Origin of the sequence: Aquimarina megaterium XH134, assembly GCF_000520975.1 — a bacterium.
GTDB classification, from domain to species: Bacteria; Bacteroidota; Bacteroidia; order Flavobacteriales; family Flavobacteriaceae; genus Aquimarina; species Aquimarina megaterium.
Map to the genome: position 1 here is coordinate 1 of NZ_JACB01000036.1, position 19,201 is coordinate 19,201.

At 29.6% G+C, this 19,201-nt stretch carries 17 protein-coding genes, 1 tRNA gene and 1 pseudogene; 11 read left to right on the plus strand and 8 right to left on the minus strand.

Annotated elements, in window-relative coordinates; genetic code table 11:
* Nucleotides 1-391: pseudogene (locus Z053_RS28920) on the minus strand (hypothetical protein); the annotation flags it as partial.
* Nucleotides 392-688: 297 nt separating this feature from the next.
* On the opposite strand from Z053_RS28920, the gene Z053_RS0118830 reads away from it, so the two are divergent.
* Nucleotides 689-761 (plus strand) — tRNA-Gly (locus Z053_RS0118830).
* A 55-nt stretch (nt 762-816) separates the two neighbouring features.
* On the opposite strand, the gene Z053_RS28925 is transcribed toward Z053_RS0118830, so the two are convergent.
* The 4 genes from Z053_RS28925 to Z053_RS30360 form a co-directional block, all read right to left on the minus strand.
* Nucleotides 817-1,506, minus strand: coding sequence for a hypothetical protein (locus Z053_RS28925; protein ID WP_035096429.1), 690 nt, complete (start codon nt 1,504-1,506; stop codon nt 817-819).
* 223 nt (nt 1,507-1,729) lie between these two features.
* Complete coding sequence (locus tag Z053_RS0118840; RefSeq protein ID WP_160170121.1) at nt 1,730-2,446, minus strand: polyphosphate polymerase domain-containing protein; 717 nt, start codon at nt 2,444-2,446, stop codon at nt 1,730-1,732.
* Nucleotides 2,427-5,441, minus strand: a complete 3,015-nt coding sequence (locus Z053_RS0118845) for a hypothetical protein (protein WP_025666535.1) — start codon at nt 5,439-5,441, stop codon at nt 2,427-2,429. The genes Z053_RS0118840 and Z053_RS0118845 overlap by 20 nt, the downstream gene beginning before the upstream one ends.
* A gap of 34 nt (nt 5,442-5,475) precedes the next feature.
* Nucleotides 5,476-6,153, minus strand: a complete 678-nt coding sequence (locus Z053_RS30360) for a DUF4956 domain-containing protein (protein ID WP_025666536.1) — start codon at nt 6,151-6,153, stop codon at nt 5,476-5,478.
* Nucleotides 6,154-6,274: 121 nt separating this feature from the next.
* On the opposite strand from Z053_RS30360, the gene Z053_RS0118855 reads away from it, so the two are divergent.
* The 6 genes from Z053_RS0118855 (at nt 6,275) to Z053_RS0118880 (ending at nt 11,809) form a co-directional block, all read left to right on the plus strand.
* Nucleotides 6,275-7,150, plus strand: coding sequence for a glycosyltransferase family 2 protein (locus tag Z053_RS0118855; protein WP_025666537.1), 876 nt, complete (start codon nt 6,275-6,277; stop codon nt 7,148-7,150).
* Nucleotides 7,151-7,251: 101 nt separating this feature from the next.
* Nucleotides 7,252-8,100, plus strand: a complete 849-nt coding sequence (locus Z053_RS28935; RefSeq protein WP_025666538.1) for a polysaccharide deacetylase family protein — start codon at nt 7,252-7,254, stop codon at nt 8,098-8,100.
* On the plus strand, nt 8,087-8,497 hold the full coding sequence (locus tag Z053_RS0118865) for a hypothetical protein (protein ID WP_025666539.1): 411 nt from the start codon (nt 8,087-8,089) through the stop codon (nt 8,495-8,497). The genes Z053_RS28935 and Z053_RS0118865 overlap by 14 nt, the downstream gene beginning before the upstream one ends.
* Nucleotides 8,488-10,104, plus strand: coding sequence for a hypothetical protein (locus Z053_RS0118870; protein ID WP_025666540.1), 1,617 nt, complete (start codon nt 8,488-8,490; stop codon nt 10,102-10,104). The genes Z053_RS0118865 and Z053_RS0118870 overlap by 10 nt, the downstream gene beginning before the upstream one ends.
* Nucleotides 10,097-10,963 (plus strand): NAD-dependent epimerase/dehydratase family protein, encoded by an 867-nt coding sequence (locus Z053_RS0118875; RefSeq protein WP_025666541.1) that lies wholly within the window; start codon nt 10,097-10,099, stop codon nt 10,961-10,963. The genes Z053_RS0118870 and Z053_RS0118875 overlap by 8 nt, the downstream gene beginning before the upstream one ends.
* A complete protein-coding gene (locus tag Z053_RS0118880) occupies nt 10,964-11,809 on the plus strand; it encodes a GNAT family N-acetyltransferase (protein WP_025666542.1) in 846 nt (281 codons plus the stop codon). It begins immediately after the preceding gene.
* 26 nt (nt 11,810-11,835) lie between these two features.
* Here the strand turns inward: Z053_RS0118880 and Z053_RS0118885 are convergent, their stop codons facing one another.
* The 3 genes from Z053_RS0118885 to pepE all read right to left on the minus strand — a co-directional run bounded on the left by Z053_RS0118885 (nt 11,836) and on the right by pepE (nt 15,871).
* Nucleotides 11,836-14,169: a tetratricopeptide repeat protein gene (locus tag Z053_RS0118885; protein WP_152538343.1), complete on the minus strand. Its 2,334-nt coding sequence runs from the start codon at nt 14,167-14,169 to the stop codon at nt 11,836-11,838.
* 69 nt (nt 14,170-14,238) lie between these two features.
* Nucleotides 14,239-15,153: a glutaminase gene (locus tag Z053_RS0118890; protein WP_025666544.1), complete on the minus strand. Its 915-nt coding sequence runs from the start codon at nt 15,151-15,153 to the stop codon at nt 14,239-14,241.
* A 10-nt stretch (nt 15,154-15,163) separates the two neighbouring features.
* Nucleotides 15,164-15,871, minus strand: a complete 708-nt coding sequence (gene pepE, locus Z053_RS0118895) for a dipeptidase PepE (protein ID WP_025666545.1) — start codon at nt 15,869-15,871, stop codon at nt 15,164-15,166.
* 103 nt (nt 15,872-15,974) lie between these two features.
* On the opposite strand from pepE, the gene Z053_RS30365 reads away from it, so the two are divergent.
* From Z053_RS30365 to Z053_RS0118915, 4 genes are all read left to right on the plus strand, one after another.
* A complete protein-coding gene (locus Z053_RS30365; RefSeq protein WP_025666546.1) occupies nt 15,975-16,763 on the plus strand; it encodes a carboxypeptidase-like regulatory domain-containing protein in 789 nt (262 codons plus the stop codon).
* Between the two features lie 108 nt (nt 16,764-16,871).
* Nucleotides 16,872-17,627 (plus strand): peptidase associated/transthyretin-like domain-containing protein, encoded by a 756-nt coding sequence (locus Z053_RS0118905; RefSeq protein ID WP_025666547.1) that lies wholly within the window; start codon nt 16,872-16,874, stop codon nt 17,625-17,627.
* Nucleotides 17,628-17,807: 180 nt separating this feature from the next.
* On the plus strand, nt 17,808-18,503 hold the full coding sequence (locus Z053_RS0118910; RefSeq protein WP_025666548.1) for a hypothetical protein: 696 nt from the start codon (nt 17,808-17,810) through the stop codon (nt 18,501-18,503).
* A 138-nt stretch (nt 18,504-18,641) separates the two neighbouring features.
* On the plus strand, nt 18,642-19,154 hold the full coding sequence (locus Z053_RS0118915) for a DUF6702 family protein (protein WP_231389068.1): 513 nt from the start codon (nt 18,642-18,644) through the stop codon (nt 19,152-19,154).
* Nucleotides 19,155-19,201 lie beyond the last annotated feature (47 nt).

The following is a 19,201-nucleotide window of genomic DNA, read 5'->3' on the forward strand; positions in this document are numbered from 1 at the left end:
TTGGTCCTTGCGCACCAGTTGGGCCTATAGGGCCTGCAGATATTAGAGAAGATAAATCAACAGTTCCTCCATCTTCCAAACTTAAAATGTTTGTTGTAGGATTAAAAGATAATTGTTGATCATCATTGCCGGAACATAGACTTGACCAGCTATTGTTGTTATATTGAAAGACGCAATTGACAGTTGTATTATAAACTAATGCTCCATTTAATGGAGTCATTGCGTTCATTTGAGTTGTTGTAACTCTAGAGAGAACGAATGTCCTATTAGTACTTTCCAATTCTAAAATAGAAAAAGAATCTATTTGATTGGGGTTATCACCAACTTTGACCTGAGCCTGAGCAGTTGCTAAAGATAAAAATAAGATTATGAGGGGTAATTTTATCTTCATATTTTACGTTTTATTTATAATTAAAACTTAAATAAATTACGGTTTAACCACAGTATATATATGGTTAAAACAGCAATTATTCTTTTTTGGCATAAATATAAATTGATAATTCCTTAAAATGTTATCAATTAAGCAAATATATGATTTTTTCGATAAAAAACAATTTTTATCGTCAAAATACACATAAAAAAATATTTATAACTAGCTTTTGTTAAAATTTAACGTGAAATTATCATAAAAAAATATTTATTTGTTTTTTAGTTTAGAAGAAATCTAATACATTTGTCGCCACAAAAAGCGGGAGTAGCTCAGTTGGTAGAGCGTCAGCCTTCCAAGCTGAATGTCGCCAGTTCGAACCTGGTCTCCCGCTCAAAGGCTTCATTAATTTTAATGAAGCTTTTTTATTTATATTAAATGTCTTGTAACTATTTGAAAAAAAGCGAATTAATATATTTTGAATTTTGATATTTTATTAAAGTGTCTATTGCTATAAACTTGTAATCGATTTCATTTTTATAATTAGAAAGAAGTAGAATTTGATTGTTTTTATTCATAAACCAAAAACCATTTCCTAGAAAAACTATTCCATTCTTGTCGATATATTCAAACTTGGAAGCTCTTGCTCCTAAATCACCTCCAATCCATAAAATGGTTTTACCAGAGTTTTTAACTTGTAATAGTTTGGGGTATATTTCAGATTGAAAATTATTTGAATTATGGCAGTAATCACAAATTCCTTTGGGGCCATTACATATCTGATTAATTTGACTATCCATTACAGGATGTTGATCCATAAAAATTAATTTATGAGAAAGAATAACAATGTTTTTGGTTTGTAAAGTATTTAGGATATCAAAAAACATTGTTTTTTGTTCGCCAACTATAGAACTTAAACTGTCTTGAGAATTGATTGTTATAAAGGTAGTTCCATCTTTTATATAATAATGAAATTTATTTTTATTTGTAAACTTCTTGAAATTTTCATTTGATGTATTGTCATGATTACCAATACTCCACAGAGTGTTTTTGTTTTTTAAATCAAAAACTTTATCCAGATGATGTATTATTGAATCTTCAAATGTTGCGACACCTAAATCTCCACCTAACAAAGTCATATCATATAAGTTCAGGTCTAAATCATAGATTTTCTTAAATATGCTATCATTTGTTTGCAATCTAGTATGTGATAGATAAATGTAATTTGATCGAGAATTAAGAATTCTCTTTTTTGGAGTAGCACATCTTACAGAAAAAAAAATACATACTAAAGGTATAACGACCGTCACAATATATATATTGAACTCAACTGGTTTGAAAGCTTTTTTGTTTTTCATACGGCTAAGAATGAATTATCCCAATACCTCTAACATATTTTGAGTTTTTAGATAATCGAGAATTAATTTGTTGCGTTAAGACTCTAGATTCATTATCATGTTTTTTATTGTATTTAAGCTCTAAAATAATCTCATTATTGATTGAACGACAATGCTTATAATTATTAGGATTAAAGAAATGCATGTTAAAATCTAAAGTGATCCTAAATTTTTCACAAGCAGAAAGAAAGTATCTTCTTTCATATGTGTTGTACAGTGTTGGAAATAGATTATAAAACTTGCAAATTAATTCTTTGTTTTTTGTTTCTTTTACTGCTTTTCTTATTTGAGAATTGATTTGATCTGCATGTAATGATTGTAGGTTTGTTTCAAAAGAGGGTATTTTAAGAGAAAGCTTATCTCCGACTTCTCCGAACTTCTTTTTTATTTCTATGGTTGGGGATTTTATTATTGATGGTACATCATTATACCATCGAAGTCTATATTTTTCTCTTATTCCGTCTCCAGAAATATTTTGTTTGTAAAATGTATAATTATTATCATCAAAATATATATTATTGACGGTTCTTTTTGAATAGATTTCTTCAAAACCAAAAGTGTTTGTGTAAACAATAGTTTGTATTAGGTCATCTAAGTGTATATTTTGAAATATAAATTTTCTTTCATATCTCAGATTGTAAAAGAGTGGTTTATGAAAATTTTCATTTACTGCTTTTTCCATATTTTTTCCCATACATTTGATCTATTACTTTATTAGATACGGTTCTAACAGGAGTTTTATCAATTAAAAGTTGAGAGCCATTTTCAATTAAATAATCTAATTCATTGTTTTGCAATGTCAACATTGAAATATCAATTGATCCGGTTCCGTATTCAGACTTTTTTTGAAAAGACGATAATGCTAGTTTTGTATTTGATATGCTAACATTTTGCAATGAGATACTTGATAAATCTTTACTTACAATACCAATTTCTCCTTCAGACACACTAATATTCATTCCTTTGATCGTACTTGATTCTCCTGCACTTATCGCTTTGTCTGAAGAATTTCTGATTACAATATCTTTTAAGAAAATAGTAGAGCCTGATACATCTATGCCATCGTTTCCATTGTTTGAGAATGTGCTATTTAGAATTTTTCCTTCAACAAAATCTCCATCAAATGCATCAGATAATGTGTTTTTAAAAATCGTAGAATCAATAAGAAATTTGGATCTAATAATGTTAAGGCCATCTTCTGATCTATTGTTTCTAAAAACAGAGTTAGAGATTTCGACAATAGTTTCGTTAAAATTTACAGCACCAGATAGAGTCCAGAGATTAGATGTCGGATTTGAAAGGCTTGTGAAATTGCAATGATTTAGTATTGATTTTTTTTTAGTGTTTGAAATGAAAATTCCACCACTTGAATTATCAGATGAAAAAAAATGAATAGGAGAGTTCTTTATTCCTTTGCATATAATTGGTGAATATGAGATGATAGATGCTTTATTTGTCATATCTATAGAGGCTCCTTTTTCGACAATAACTTTGTGATTTTTTGGAATGACTAAGGTTTTATTTAATTTATGATTGCCCTTTGGTATCGTAAGTATATTATTTTTAACTTCAATAAAATTAAAACTGGTATAATTAGCTACGAATGATTTTTTATAAGTATTAATAACCTCTAGTGTTTCATCTTGATTCGCCCCAAAGGGAATGATAATATTCTTCCGAGAAATTGAAAGGCCTGGAAGCTTATATTTTATTTTCAATTTTTTTACATCTTTAGGATACCGAAATCCTCCCTTTTTATTTTTTTTTGAAACGAAGGCATTATTAAAAGCATCTTTTATGTAAAAAGTAATAAGTTTTTTTTCGTTTGGATGAATAATTGGATCTGAGGAAAAAGGAAAACTTAACCTTCTTCCATTGTTATGTTCTAAACTATTGATGATAACAGGGAAATCAGATAGGTTGTTGATATCTATTTGTATTTGCTTTTTGTCAATATTTAGTAAATTAGAAACAATTATGTTTGAAGGGTTTATTTGTTTTTTTATGAAATTACTATTATAGTCAAGAATTGAAAGATCTACTGTTGTTTTTAGTTCTGTTTGTAAATTTACAAATACCTTATTAAGATCGTTATTGAACTTATTTATGAAATTTTTAATAAACTTTTCATTACTAATTATTTCAAGCTTTTCTAGTATTTTTTTTGTGTAAATACTATCATTTTTTGAAAAAGGATAGTGAGTGATTTTATCTATTTTGAAGCCTGGGTGAGAGTCAAAACAAACGGGCTCTAGTTTATTTGTAACAGGGTTAAAATAGATTCTCAAATTATGATTTATTAATCCGTGTTGTCCCCCAAATAGATTTGACAAAGCAACGAAGGTTGTTAATTTATCTATGTCAAATACTTCAGAGATTTTTAATTTTCCTTTTTTAAGACCTTCTAATAAATTTTTGGCAACGTTAAACTGTTTTGATAGTACGGGGTCTGAAAGTATTCGTGATTCATCAAAAACTTTAATGGGTAAATTTTGTGTATTTTGTAATTTTTTACTCCACGAATTGACATTCAATTTTAGGTCAGAAGATTTTTTTCGATCTTCCCAAAGCAAAGATTCATCAAACGACAAGATAATACCTTCCCTTCTTTTATTATTTTCTATTAATCTTTTGTCAAAAGATTCTTCAATAGCCATAATTCCCAAAGGAATTGTTTGTATACTATCTTTTTCTTTTATTTCTATGTCTACATTGATAAAATCATATCGTAATCCAATTAGATCATTATTTTTAATCACTTTTTGAAATAGCCATTCCCACTCATAATTTCTGACTTTTGGATGTTGGATGGAGAATTTACTCATTCCTCTTATAGTAAGATTTTCATCCTCAAGAATTACTCTAAAAGACCATTTTTTTTCATCATCCAAATGATCCGTCCAGTCCCCCTTAAGTCTTATTCTAGATTTTATATTTTTTGTTGTATTATATGAAACTTTGGATGTTACAAAATCATCATCTTTTTTTATTAAAATTTTACTTTTTAATGCTTCATTTCGTCTTGATTTTACTTTCTCAAAGTTCTTTTTATTAATAGAGATCGTTATTTTTTCTAAAGTATTAGATGTGTTATCAGGAGATAGGTTTTCGAAATTGATTCCATCTGCTTGATATGACCTTCCTTGAATTTCCGAAAATCTACCTGTATTGAAGAATTTTATCTTATTAGGTTCTAAAAAATGAGTTAGTGTTTTATGGGAAAAAACACCTGTAAAGACAAAGTAGGTTTCATTATTTATTTTCAATTCAATAGGATTAAAGTCGAAGAAATCCAGATTTATATAATTGTATTTCTGTAATTTTAATAGTGCTTCTTCATCTTTTGGGAAAATATGTATGAAAAATGCATCATTTAACTGTCTATTTGTTAAACTATCTTTGTAAACATAATATATTTTAGGCACGCCGCGATCTGCTTTATAATAAATTGAAAATTCAGAATCTGAGTATATTTTGTTTATATTCTTATCAATCATTTCAGAGATTCCTTCTTCACTAAGAGTGGTAGTGGGGATTTCTGTATTGTGTACTTGTTCGTTATTATTGGGTAAGGAGTTGTTTTTTTGAAATAATAAACTAGATATAAATAATGCAAAAAATACGATTGGCATTATAATCAAATGAGATTTTTTATTTTGAACCTTTTTGATTTTCATAAAAAAAATAGGTTTTAACTAATCTATATTTTATTTATATTTCATTACTAAGAAATGTAACATCTACAGTAGTATTTATTTCTGATAGACCATCATGTATTAACCTTATATTTTCTATTGAAGAGATATTGATTAAAAAATTGAAATGGATTTCTCCATTTGCATATTTTATTCTTTTTAGATCTACTTGATTAGAATTTTCAGAAACTATAGTGCTTATTTGATCAGTGATTTTAGATTTATCATCATTATTGCATTGTAAACATATTAGTAGGTTTTGAGAAAAAGAATTACCTAATTTATTCTTGTTTAGGAAAATTACAATTAAAATAAGTATTCCAAAACCAATAATCGTAGGTAATAATTGATTAGCTCCTAATCCTAATCCAATTGAGATAGCAATAAAGAAATACCCCAATTCTTCGGGTTCTTTTATTGCTGTTCTAAACCTAACAATAGAAAGAGCACCTACCAGACCTAATGAAAGGGCCAAGGAGGATTTTACAATAGAAATAATAATAAAAGTAGTTATGCCAACTAAAATAAGAACTTTAGATAATTGAGATCTATTGGATATGGCGGTTCCATATCTTACATAAACAATTTTCAGGAAGAAAAGAAGTGTTCCGCATATAAGTATGTTAATGACATAATTTAGAATGGAAAAGTTTTCTTCAAAATTAAGATTTAGTTGATTAATCAGATCGTTCATTCTTTTTAAATTTTACTATGCACAAGGTAAAGAAGTTTTAGGAAAAAAATGCCTTTTTTATTCTTATGACTCTGGCTAAAGATAAATTTAGTATGTTTATATTGTTTTAAAAATAAACTCAATGAGCAAGACATTAACCATTGTAATGCCTGTTTATAATGAAGAAGAATCACTAAAGTTATTTTTACCTAAGGTTATTGACCATTGTATAACTAATTCGTATTCTCTTATTTTGGTTGACGATGGATCTAAAGATAAGACTAGTGAAATTTTGAACATGCAAGCTGCAAATATTTCTATACTTACAGTAATTACCCATAAAGTAAATAAGGGGTATGGAGGGGCAATTAAAAGTGGTATTGAAGAGTGTGATACCGATTATGTAATAACAATAGATGCAGATGGTCAGCATTATTTAAGTGATGTAGATAATTTGTTTGCCAAGATATTAGAAACAGATGCTGATTTGGTTATTGGAAGTAGAAAAGGACAATTGTCTGCTTCGGCATTTAGGAAAGTGGGAAAAGGAATTATTCGTTTTGTTGCGAAAATGCTTATGAAATTGTCGGTTTATGACATTAATTCGGGGATGAAAATTTATGACACAAAATTGGTCAAGAAATATTTAAAACTAACTCCAGATACCATGTCTTTTAGTGATATTATTACATTGACTTTTGTAAGTAATCGACATTTGGTCATTGAAGAACCTATTCAAATTAAGAAACGAATTGGAGGGGTAAGTACTATAGGTATACGAACAGCTTTTGAGACGGTTATGGAGATCATCAATATTATAATCCTATTTAACCCAGCAAGAATTTTCTTACCTATTTCTGCTTTCTTTTTTGTGTTTGGCGTATTTTGGGGAGCTAATTTTTTCTTTCAAGGTAAAGGTATAAGTATTGGAGCTAGTACTTTAATACTTACCGGTTTGATAATTTTTCTTTTAGGACTAATTGCCGAACAATTATCTGCTCTAAGAAAAAATCAATAATTTGTTTAAAAAAAGAAGTGTTTTTATGGTTTGCTTTTAAGCTTCGCCAGAAATAATTAGAATCACTTTTTTGAGAAATAAGTACTTATAATTGTCGAATAATGAAGTTTGATAAAAAAGAAAATATTTTTTTGTTTAGCGTTGATTTAGAGGATGTTCGTTTGCGTGTTAATGATGGATTAAGATATAAGCCAAGTGTTGAAAAATTAACAGAAGAATATTTAGATTTTTTAAATTTATATAAGGCAAAAGCTACATTTTTTACTGTTGGAGATATTCCAAAACATTATCCAGACCTGATTAAAACTATAACTGCTGAAGGGCATGAAATTGCCTGTCATTCAAACAAACATATTCCGGTAACAAGGCAAAGCGAAGAAGAGTTTCGAGATGATCTACAACGAAATATGGATAATCTATATAATGCAGGAGCAAAAGAACTTATAGGATATCGAGCACCAACATACTCTATAACTAAAGATACAGAATGGGCTTTTGGTGTTTTGACAGATTTAGGATTTAAATATTCTAGTTCGGTACTTCCTGCAAAAAACCCTTTATATGGATGGAAAGAATTTGGAGAAGACCCTAGAAAAATGAACACCGATTTATGGGAAATACCAGTAAGTCTGCGTGAAGGGAGATTTTTTAAAGTGCCATTTTCGGGGGGAGTATATTTTAGATTTTTACCTTTCTATTTTATAAAAAAAAGCTTTAATTTTCATTATAATAAAAACAGGGCGATAACTAGTTATTTTCATCCTTATGATATTGATACAGAACAAGAAAAATTTATGCATCCTGAGATTAATGATAATTGGATTTATAATAAATTAATGTATTTTAATCGAAAAGGAGTATACCCAAGACTCCATAAAATTATGGATATTTTTAATCCAAGTATCATTACTTATAAAAGTTATATTGAACTTTTGAATGAAGGAAAATAGAGATTACATTGTAGAAGCAAATCGAATTACAGATTATTTAATCTCTGCTCCTTTGAAAAGAAAGGAAGAGAGTAACTATGTGTCAGCAATGACTCAATTTAATCTTCAATTAACAATATATGAACAGAGGCTATTATCTAATATGCTTAAAAGTAAGTGGAGAATGGCATGTATAGATGGCGGTTTAGCAATAAAAGATCCGAATAATATAGTGAGAAGAAAAATTTTCACAATGCTCGCCATATTGGAAGCTTCACCAAACTATACTATGTTTTTTTTATCACAGCGATATTCCTTTTTTTACTTTTTTAGACTAGGAATGGTTGGTTTCCGAGCTGTTTTTAGAGCTCTTTTTGGAGTAATAATTATTACAAATATTAGATCGAAATGCAGTTGAATTATGATTATATAGTTGTAGGTTCGGGGGCTACAGGAGCAATAGCAGCAAAAACTCTTGTGGATAAAGGGGAGCAAGTTGGGTTGTTGGATATTGGAGAAGAGGATAAGGTATATAAAGATGTGATTCCTAACGCTGATTTTCGAACAATACGCGAAAATGACGAGTTACAGCATTCTTATTTTTTGGGAAATAAATTTGAAGGAATTCCTTGGGAAACCACAAGAGTCGGTTCCCAGCTAACACCTCCAAGAAGTTTTTTAACAAGATTCTCTGAGAAATTATTGCCTTTTGAATCAAATAGTTTTCAACCGATGGAAAGTACAGCAAAAGGTGGATTAGGTGGCGGTTGGGGATTAGGTTGTTATGTTTTTTCTAAATTGGAATTAGAAGCCTTAGGGTTGAATGAGTCAGAAATGTTATCTGCGTATCAGGAAGTGGCTTCTTATATTGGAATATCTGGAGCAAAAGATGATGGAAGCCCATATAGTATAAGAAATTTGAAGGATATACAATCGCCAACAAAAATTGAAGATAACTTAAAAGGAATTTTTAATGCTTATTATACCAATAAGAATAAACTGAATAAAAAAAATATATTTATTGGCCGATCAGGGTTGGCTTTACTTACAAAGGATTGGAACAATCGCTCTGCTGTTAAGTACAGTGATATGGGGTTTTGGAGTGATTCTAATAAGTCAGCGTACAGATCTTGGATTACTATTGACGAATTGTTGAAAAAACCAAATTTTGATTATCATAAGAAATGTTTGGTGATCAAATTTAAAGAGCAAGAAAACAAAATCGAAGTTTATGTGAAAAGAATTGATACCAATGAAGAACAAGTTTTTGTATGTAAGAAACTAATTTTATCACCTGGTGTATTAGGGACAGCCCGTATTGTTCTTAGATCTTTTGATTATAAGAAAGAAAAACTTCCTATAATTTGTAATCCGTATTCTTATATTCCCTGTTTGCAATGGAGACGTTTAGGTAAAAAAATTGAACGATATAAAACCAGTTTTGCTCAATTACTACTTTTTATTGATGAAAATAAAGATAATTTTGATGTAAGTATGGCCGCATTATTTAGTTATAGATCACTTTTGTTGTTTAAGTTAATCAAAGAGACTCCTCTTAACTTTGCTGATGCCAGAATTATAATGCAATTTTTGCACTCTTCTTTTACGATAGCAGGTATCCATCACCCGGATAAAGGATCAGATTCAAAGTTTATATCAATGAAGAAAGATGTTTCAAGCTATACAGGAGATATTTTGACTGGTCAATATATATTGTCTGATGATGAACAAAGGATAAATCATGCCAGAGAGAAAAAAATTAGAAAAGCATTAAGGGTTTTAGGATGTTTTCCATTAAAAACAATTCGTACTCCCATTGGCGGGAGTATTCATTACGGAGGAACTTTACCATTTGATGAAGGTGGAGACCTTTTTACTATTTCTAAATCGGGTAAATTAGGAGGGACAAAAAATGTATTTGTAGCTGATGGATCGGGATTCAAATATTTACCGGCAAAGGGATTAACATTAACTCTAATGGCAAATGCTAATAGGGTAGCTAGAAATGTTCTTGATTATGAATAAACCCACTATTATTATTACTGGAGCAAATGGTTTCTTAGGTAAATACCTGGTAGATTATTTTAGAATAAAAAAATGGAAAATAAAAGCATTTGTTCATAGTTTTCCAAAAGAAAAGTATGAGGATGTTACCTATGTTCAATACAATTTGGAAGAATGTAAAGAATCAACCTACTTCGATGGTGTAGATTTTCTAATTCATGCTGCGTATCTCAGGTATGAAAAAAATACTAACGCAGATGAAATCAATCTAGAAGGTACTAGAAAAATAGTTTCTATCTGTACACAAAAAAAAATAAAAGTAGCCTTTCTTTCCTCATTTTCAGCACATGATAAAGCAATTTCACACTATGGAATCACAAAATTGCGATGTGAAGAGTTGTTTGATTTAGAAAAAGATATAGTGTTAAAAATTGGATTTATAATAGGAGAAAAAGGGATTTTGTCGGAAATGATTGGTCGAATGAAAACATCCAGTATCTTTCCATTGGTAGGAGGTGGAGTACAGCCTTTGCAAACCATTTATATAGAAGATTTAGGTAAGATTATTGAGAAAACTCTCATCAAGAAAGAATTGACTGGGGTTTTTAAGGTAGCGCATCAAGAGGTGGTGACTATGAAAGTTTTTTATAAAGAATTGGCGCAACGATTAGGTAGGAAATTAATTTTTATTCCAATTCCAACTTTTATGTTGTATTTAGCGTGCAAATTTTTTGAAGGAATTAATGTGAAAATACCGATATCTTCAGAAAGTGTGTTGGGATTAAAGAAATTGACAACTTTTGAAACAAAAGAAGATCAAAAAAAAATAGAAGTAAAGTTAAAAAGCTTTCAGGAAAGTTTAGATTTAATATTAAAATAGATGAGTTACAATTTTTTGCCTATTCGGACAGATGAAACATCGATTAAAGAGATTACAAATCTATTGAAAATTACTTTTCCTCATGCTAAGAAATATACAGAAACTTTTGTTGTCTGGCAATATGTAGATAACCCCGATGGACCAATGATGGGTTATAATGCATATGAAGGAGCTACCTTAGCAGCTCATTATGCATTGATGCCAATCAAAGCTAAAATTTATGGTAAAGAAGAGAAGGGATTATTGTCATTAAATACAGCAACACATCCTGAACATAGAGGAAAAAAATTGTTTCCTAAGTTAGCAAATGAAAGTTATAAAGAAGCAGCGAATCAAGGGTTTAGTTTTATAATCGGAGTTGCTAATGCCCAAAGCACATCAGGTTTTTTGAAGAAATTAGATTTTCAATTTATAGGAATGCTTGATGCTAAACTAGGTTGGGGCCCAATTACACGTGAAAAAGATGATTACAATGTTGATTATCAAAGAATTTGGAATGAGGATACAATACAATGGCGTATATCTAACCCCGAATTACAGTACAAAATCAAAAATAATAGAATTTTAGCTCCAACAGATCGTTTTGGGATACAAGCAATTCTTAAAGAATTTGACAAAGAATATAGTATTGATGATAATCATACACGTACTCTAAGTTTGATGCCTATTAAGCTATGGATGGGTATTGATAATACTATCGATTGGAAAAAATCTTTTTATTTTGATATTCCATTAAAAATGAGGCCATCGCCACTTAATTTAATTTTTAAAGATCTTACTGGAAATGGTAGAGAATTTGATTTTTCTAAAATACAATTCGATGCATTAGATTTTGATGCGTATTAAGTTGTTATATTACGTTTACTTATTTGCTATTGTTGTATGTTTTTTAAAGCTACATTATAATTATTCTTTAAAAGTTGATTGTCTGGATTTATTACTAACCCTTTTTTTCCTGCTTCAATAGCTTTATTCCAGTTTTTTAAGGCGTTATGTGCAGTACAAATGTTATTATAAAGCTTATCAGAGTTGGGATATATTATAACTCCTTCTTCAGCTATTTTTATACATTTTTCAAACAATCCATAATTGTAATATAATACGCTTAGATTCAAGTAATTTTCTTCGCTAACATCTTCTTTTAATAGATTAATTTGATAATCTATTTTAGTTTTACGATTAACAATATCCTCAAGATTGTTTTTTGCAAGTTGATAATTTGGAGCTAGTTCAATTGCTTTTTTACACGCTTTAATTGCTTTTTCATATTCTCCCAAAAGATTATGAGCACTACATATGTTATTGTAGGCTTCTACATAATTAGGGTTTAGGGCTATGGCTTTTTTAGCAATAGATATGGATTTACGATATTGTTTTTTTTGATAATACTTGAAACTCAGATTAAAATATTTTTCAGGCGTAGGGTCATTTGCAATGTTTTTTTCTTCAATTGCTAATGCGCTATTTTTCTCGATACTTGCCACTAAAAAGGATTGTGCTCTTTTGTTATCTTTATCGATCTCAAGAGTGCTGGAAGCTAGTAGATTTAAATTTTTCCAATCTTCTAACTTTAGATAGTTTTCCATAAGTAATATGCGTGTTTCTATACTATATGGAGATAATTCTAGTGACTGAGATAGTTTATCAATAGATTCTTCATTTCTAGATTTTTCCCATAAAAATTTCCCATAGTAAAACCATGAATTATAATAGTTAGCTCCGTATTCTATAGCTTTTTTAAAATGCACTTCTGCTAACGCACTATTTTCTTTTGCATTATATAATATACCGAGATTTATATGTAAAAATGGATAAAAAGGCCTTATTTTTAGCGCTTTTTTAAAATATGTTTCTGCATTATCATATTCTCCTTTTTTCATTTTTGTAATCCCATAATTCATCAATCCTCTGGCGTTTTTTGGGCTTTTAATAGTGACATCTTTCCATAGAGTTTCATCATTATGCCATACTTCATTTCTTAAATAGGTCCCAAAAGCATAAATAGATAATATTATAAGAATGGGTATTGGTAGAAACGAAAATCGAAAATGATACTTGTTTCTAAGATATTGGAGGAACAAATTCAGTGACCAACCTACACTAAGTATTAAGCCTACATAGGGGAAAAACATGCGATGATCATTCATAACTTCTGCCAACGGAATAAAACTAGAAGTAGGAGCGAGTGTTATAAAAAACCATAACAATCCAAAACAAATAGGGCGGTATTTTTCTTTTTTAGAGGTAATAAATATAACATAAGCTGCTATAGATAAAAATAGTATACCTATAAGGTATTTATACGACCAAATTGTTTGTAAAACAGTCCAATCTGTATCCGCGCTAAGGTTAATGGGAAGAAAAACGCTTGTGAAATAATAAAAAATTACATAAGGTTGTGTAATAAGATAGTTAAATGTTTCAGATGATCCAGTAGTAAAAGTATCCGGAGTCATTATATGATGAAAGACATATATGAGGACACAAAAAATTATTACCGGGATAGATTTTACTATTGCACGAATGGTTTTATTTGTAGATTTTGATGAAAAAAAGGTATTAAAGCTTATGTTTTCTTCAAAAAGTAATACATAGCATAAGAATAAAGGGGCGAACATAATAGCGGTAGGTTTTGCTAAAGCCCCTATTGTTAATGGAATAAGGTATAAATAATATTTTTTCGAAAAGGCTGAATATTGATATAATACAAATGCAAGAAGTATAAAGAATGTAGATAGCAAATCAGATCTTGCAATAATATAATTAACGGTTTCTGCCATAACAGGATGTAGCATGTACCATAGAGTAATTGCGCTAGCTACATAAAAATTATAAGTGTCGTTAAAAGATAGATCAAGAATTTTTTTTGTAAAAAAGAAAAGTAAAACTCCTTGTAAAAGGAATAAAATATAGGATGTTATATGAAAGAAGAAAGGTGTATACCCATCACCTAACCAGTAATCAATAGCTAAGGATGTGGTAACAATTGGTCTATATGTTTGATTTTGTGGTAATGAACTTATTGTTGTTCCATCTTTGAAAAAAGCAGGAATATTTTTTAAGCTTCTTATGTTAGGATTTTCAACAATAGTGTGAATATCATCAAAATGAAAAGAATTATCAAAATGATTGAGATAGGTTATTGTAGTGATTATGATCATAACAATAACAAAATATAATGTTTTCTTTTTTGGGGATATATTCAAAAAAATAAATTTTAGTAATTAGTTGTTTATAAAATTACTTGTTTTATCAAATACTACAAATTTTGAATCTTAAAAAATAGATAATCCTGTTAGAGTAGTTAATCGTTCTAAAGCAAGCATCCCAAGTTCTGAGTTTCCTTTGGGATTCAAAGGTGGGCTCCATACTGCTACGGCATATTGCCCTGGGTGCACTGCTACAATTCCTCCGCCAACACCACTTTTTCCGGGTAAACCTACTCTATAACTAAACTCACCTGCTTCATCATAAAAACCGCACGTCTGCATTATTGCATTAATACGTTTTACCTTTCTTGGTGACAATATTCGTTCTTTGTTAAATAATCGTTTTCCGCCATTGGCGTATATCATAAATGCAGTAGAAAGCTCTTTGCAAGACATTTCTACAGAACATTGATAAATATAAAAATCAAGTATGGTTTCAATATCATTTTTAATATTGCCAAAAGATTTCATTAGATTTAATAAGGCGGCATTGCGGTGACTATAATCTTTTTCGGATTTAAAAACTTTTGGGTTGATATCAATATATGTACAGCCAGTGATTTTATGTATGAAATCGAGAAAATCTTTTTTAGGGTCTTTTAATTGAGATATTAAAACATCACAAATTACTAAGGCCCCCGCATTTATAAATGGGTTCCTGGGAATTCCATTCTCATATTCTAATTGTACCAAAGAGTTAAAAGGGTCTCCAGAGGGCTCTACATCCACACGCTCAAATAATTCATCACCTAATAATGACATTGCCATAGTTAAAGCAAATACTTTCGAGATACTTTGAATAGAAAACCGTTCATTATGATCTCCAAAATTATAATGACCAGAATTAATACAATGCAAATGCATCCCAAATTTTTTTGGTTCAATTTTAGCTAATTCAGGAATATACGAAGCTACTTTTCCAGTATAATGTATCGACGGTAATTCTGATCTTATCTCGTTAAGTATTTGTTGATAATCCACAGTATAATTTTTAATTTAATCCAGATAATGAGCTACCCGTTTCTACTTCGTAGGGGTCTTTGTCTTTTTCAAAAATTCTAGCACTTAAATTTCCTTCCAGAGTTATTTTATTGTCATAAACTTTTAACCAACTTCCTTCTCTTAAACCTACCACGGGTTGCGGATTTAGATTATGAAATTCTTTAATTCGAGTTTCTCGGGTTTCTCCTTTATGTGTCGAATTAGGATCAGGGTCAAGATAATGTGGATTAATATTAAATGGTACGATACCCAATGTTGCAAAGTTTGGAGGGTATACAATAGGCATATCATTTGTAGTTTTCATATTAAGACCACAAATATTACTTCCTGCACTTGTTCCCAGATAAGGTACTCCAGAAAGAACGGCTTCTTTTAATGGTTCTATAACTCCATTTCGGTATAATTGATCCACCAATAGAAATGTATTTCCGCCTCCGGTATAGATACCTTTGGTGTTTTTAATAGCTTCTATAGGATCTGAAAACATATGTATGCTAACTATTCTTTTATTTATTTTTTTAAAAATATTATTGATACCTATAGTGTATTCGTCATGAGAAATTCCGCCCGGACGAGCATAAGGTATAAAAAGTATTTCCTCAATACCTGAGTATAAGTTGATTAAAGTGTCTTGTAAATATGCCAAGGGTTCACTTCCGTGAAGTGTAGATGTACTTGCAATAATACAGTTTGTCATTAGATTTTTTTTATAAAAGTAGTTTAACGTTTTCTTATCTAGAAATCTTCTGTGAAAATAAAAAAATGTAGTATCTTAAAAAATAAAATTAACCTCGTTTGTTATGAAGATAAAATTATCTGTTCTTTTTGCTTGCCTTATAGTTAGTACATCTATAGCCCAAATTACTTCAAGAGTTATGATTCATGGAAAAGTTAGTGCGCCCATTGGAGATGATGTAGAAGGTGTAGTAGTCTATAATCGCAGTACCAATAAAGGTACAATTACTACCAAGGATGGAAAGTTTAAAATAGGTGCTGGTATTAATGATCGGATTGAAGTTGTGGCAATGCAATATCAGAACTTTGTGATACTGGTAGATAAAGGAATAGTAGATACTAAGAGATTAAATATTTTTCTTAACGAATCTGTAAACCAACTAGAAGAAGTTGTGGTAACCCCATATGACTTAGCTGGTAATGTGTCTGTAGATGTAAAAAAGATAGGATTTAGTCAAAGTGGTATAGGAGATGTAGCAGAAGAGACGTCTTCGAGAATTAATGATACCGATTATGATTTTAGACCAGATGAGTTGTCTCCATTAGAAAATAAAGTGTTCTTAGAAGATAGAATGATTAACGGGTTAAATTTTGTCAACCTTTTTAAATTGTTTTATAATACTAAGAAAACTTCTAAAAAGAAAAAGTACTCTTCAGATATTGATGTTAGGGTTAGAGATTTGTATAATGATGAGTTTTTTAAAGATTATCTGGCATTAGAAATAGATCAGATTAATGATTTTATCTTTTTTGCTGAAGAAAATGGCTTAAATGCAAAGTATTTTGAATCAGGAAAAGAACTCGATCTTTTACAGTTTTTGGCATATCAAAGTAAGCTTTATCATAAGAAATAAGGTAGGCCAAAAAGGAGCTTTTGTAATTCTATGTTAGTTATATCGTCTTTTGTAGAGAAGATCTTTATTTAGTGGTATTATATAAAGATCATTTCTGATGATATTTATATGATAAGATTACTACTATTTCTACCTCTAATTATTTCATTACAAACTTTTGGTCAATCTGAAAAACTTCAAGGAAAAATTGTTGCCGATTCCCTACAAGGGTACGCCATTAATATTGTAAATTTCACTAAAGAAATAGGAACAACAAATGATGAGCAGGGATTTTTTGAAATACCTGCAAGTCCAGGGGACTCCATTGTTTTTTCTTCTGTTCAATATCAAATACGATCAATTGTAGTTAAGCAGGATCAGCTTCAGGATAAAAGGATTACAATTGTACTATATCCCATAGTACAACAATTAGAACAAGTAAGGATTAGTACTACAGAGCTTTCGGGTAACCTTGATAAAGATGTAGGTATCGTAGAGTTACAACCTTTTGTAGATAATAGGACATTGGGTCTTCCGTTTAGCGATAAACCACAGCCAACAAAAGCCGAAAGAAGAATCTATACAGCAAGAAGTGGGATAATTGATAGACCCATTAATTATCTAAGCGGAAAATTAAAAAAACTAAAGAGAATTAAAGCATTAGAAGATCTTGATGCAATAGTACAAAGAGGAGAAACGACTTTTAATACTACCTTCTTTGTAGAAGCACTACAATTACCAGAAGATTTGATAACCGATTTTATGTATTACTGCGCTAAAGATGAATATTTTAAAAACCTTCTTGAAAATCCTAAAAGGTTAACACTGGTAGAGTTTTTTCAGACAAAGGCAAAATCTTATAAAGAACACAAAGAGCTGGATTAGTTACTTTTTGTTATGGCCTAAAGTTTGATTTCTAAAAAATTATAAAAAATGATATGAATGCAACATGATTGGATATAGTTTGTCTTTAATAGTGAATTTTAACAACCATAAGTGCAGAAAAAATACGTAACTATAATTTTATTTCATTTCTTCTTTCTTTCTGTTTTCTGCCAAAGAAAAATGATAAAAGGAGTAATAGAAAATGATAGTTCGGAAGGAATTCATATAATTAATAAAACAGCCAATCTATTTACGATTACAAATAAAGAAGGAGTTTTCTTTATAGAAGCAACTATAGGAGATGTGTTTGTTATTTCATCTGTTCAATACGATCTAAAGGTTATTGTGGTAAATAAAGATATGTATGACAATAAAGAATTTAATGTTGCGCTAAAAGAAAACCTTAACGAATTAGATGAAGTAATTGTAGGGGTGCAATTATCAGGTAATTTAAATACTGATATTAAGGATATAAAGACAGAAGAATTGTTTAGCCCCGAAGATGTTGGAATACCTGTTTATGATGGAGTTCAGGCGGAGGAAATTGTGCCAATGCATAAAGCTATTATGTTTTATGGCATAGGATTTAGACTAGATATTGAAGCAACTTATAAAAATTTATCAGGATATTATAAAACCTTAAAAACAACAAGGAAATTAGATAAAGAAAATAATAGTTTAGAGGCTATTCAGGATTTTTATGGTAAACAATTTTTGTCTACAGTATACAACCTCCCCGAAGAGAAAATATATGACTTTTTATTATTATGTATTCAAACTAGTGATATTCAATATGAATTTGGCAAAGAAAATCACAATGTGGTATTAAAAATATTCTCAGATAAACGAAAAGAGTTTGTGGTAAACAAACAATGAATATATTGCTGCAGATAGTTAAATTTTACTAACAAGAGAATAGATTTTAACTCTTTGTTTCTAATGGTAAGAAGTTTGGCATAATTTTTTAATGCATACCATTAAAATTAATTACATTTAACGCTTTACAAATTTTAGATGATGAACAAAACCTTACTGCTCTTTCTTTTTGTAGTGTCTGTTTCACTAAGTTCTTTTACAACTGCGCATAAGTTTTATGTAAGTGTAACTCAGGTAGATTATAATGCAAAACAACAGTCGTTACAAATTGTATCCAGGGTTTTTGTTGATGATATAGAAGAACTTCTAAAAGTACGATATGATGAGTCTACTAATTTAGATAAAGATGAAGAAAGCCTGAGAGTAGATAAAAATTTAGCAACATATCTTGGTCAGAAACTACAATTTGTAGTGAATGGAGAAGAAGTTTCTTTTACATTTTTAGGAAAAGAGTATGAAGATGATCTTATCATTTGTTATTTAGAAATAGAAAATATTACTTCTTTAAATACTATAGAAATCACAAATCAAGTTTTGATGGACCTTTTTGAAGAACAACAGAATATTGTTCACGTTAAAAAAGGAAATCAACGCAAAAGCCTTATACTTGAAAAAGAAAAAGCTTTGGGGATGTTAAAGTTTAGTGAATAAATCACTAAACTTTTAAAAAACAATTACTTTGCGAAATCATAACATTA

Excerpts from the sequence above, each read along its gene's own strand:
- Z053_RS28925 (WP_035096429.1), bottom strand. The coding sequence starts at position 1,506 with ATGACTTTGTTAGGTGGAGATTTAGGTGTCGCAACATTTGAAGATTCA.
- Z053_RS0118840 (WP_160170121.1), bottom strand. The coding sequence starts at position 2,446 with ATGGAAAAAGCAGTAAATGAAAATTTTCATAAACCACTCTTTTACAAT.
- Z053_RS0118845 (WP_025666535.1), bottom strand. The coding sequence starts at position 5,441 with ATGAAAATCAAAAAGGTTCAAAATAAAAAATCTCATTTGATTATAATG.
- Z053_RS30360 (WP_025666536.1), bottom strand. The coding sequence starts at position 6,153 with ATGAACGATCTGATTAATCAACTAAATCTTAATTTTGAAGAAAACTTT.
- Z053_RS0118855 (WP_025666537.1), top strand. The coding sequence starts at position 6,275 with ATGAGCAAGACATTAACCATTGTAATGCCTGTTTATAATGAAGAAGAA.
- Z053_RS28935 (WP_025666538.1), top strand. The coding sequence starts at position 7,252 with ATGAAGTTTGATAAAAAAGAAAATATTTTTTTGTTTAGCGTTGATTTA.
- Z053_RS0118865 (WP_025666539.1), top strand. The coding sequence starts at position 8,087 with ATGAAGGAAAATAGAGATTACATTGTAGAAGCAAATCGAATTACAGAT.
- Z053_RS0118870 (WP_025666540.1), top strand. The coding sequence starts at position 8,488 with ATGCAGTTGAATTATGATTATATAGTTGTAGGTTCGGGGGCTACAGGA.
- Z053_RS0118875 (WP_025666541.1), top strand. The coding sequence starts at position 10,097 with ATGAATAAACCCACTATTATTATTACTGGAGCAAATGGTTTCTTAGGT.
- Z053_RS0118880 (WP_025666542.1), top strand. The coding sequence starts at position 10,964 with ATGAGTTACAATTTTTTGCCTATTCGGACAGATGAAACATCGATTAAA.
- pepE (WP_025666545.1), bottom strand. The coding sequence starts at position 15,871 with ATGACAAACTGTATTATTGCAAGTACATCTACACTTCACGGAAGTGAA.
- Z053_RS30365 (WP_025666546.1), top strand. The coding sequence starts at position 15,975 with ATGAAGATAAAATTATCTGTTCTTTTTGCTTGCCTTATAGTTAGTACA.
- Z053_RS0118905 (WP_025666547.1), top strand. The coding sequence starts at position 16,872 with ATGATAAGATTACTACTATTTCTACCTCTAATTATTTCATTACAAACT.
- Z053_RS0118910 (WP_025666548.1), top strand. The coding sequence starts at position 17,808 with ATGATAAAAGGAGTAATAGAAAATGATAGTTCGGAAGGAATTCATATA.
- Z053_RS0118915 (WP_231389068.1), top strand. The coding sequence starts at position 18,642 with ATGATGAACAAAACCTTACTGCTCTTTCTTTTTGTAGTGTCTGTTTCA.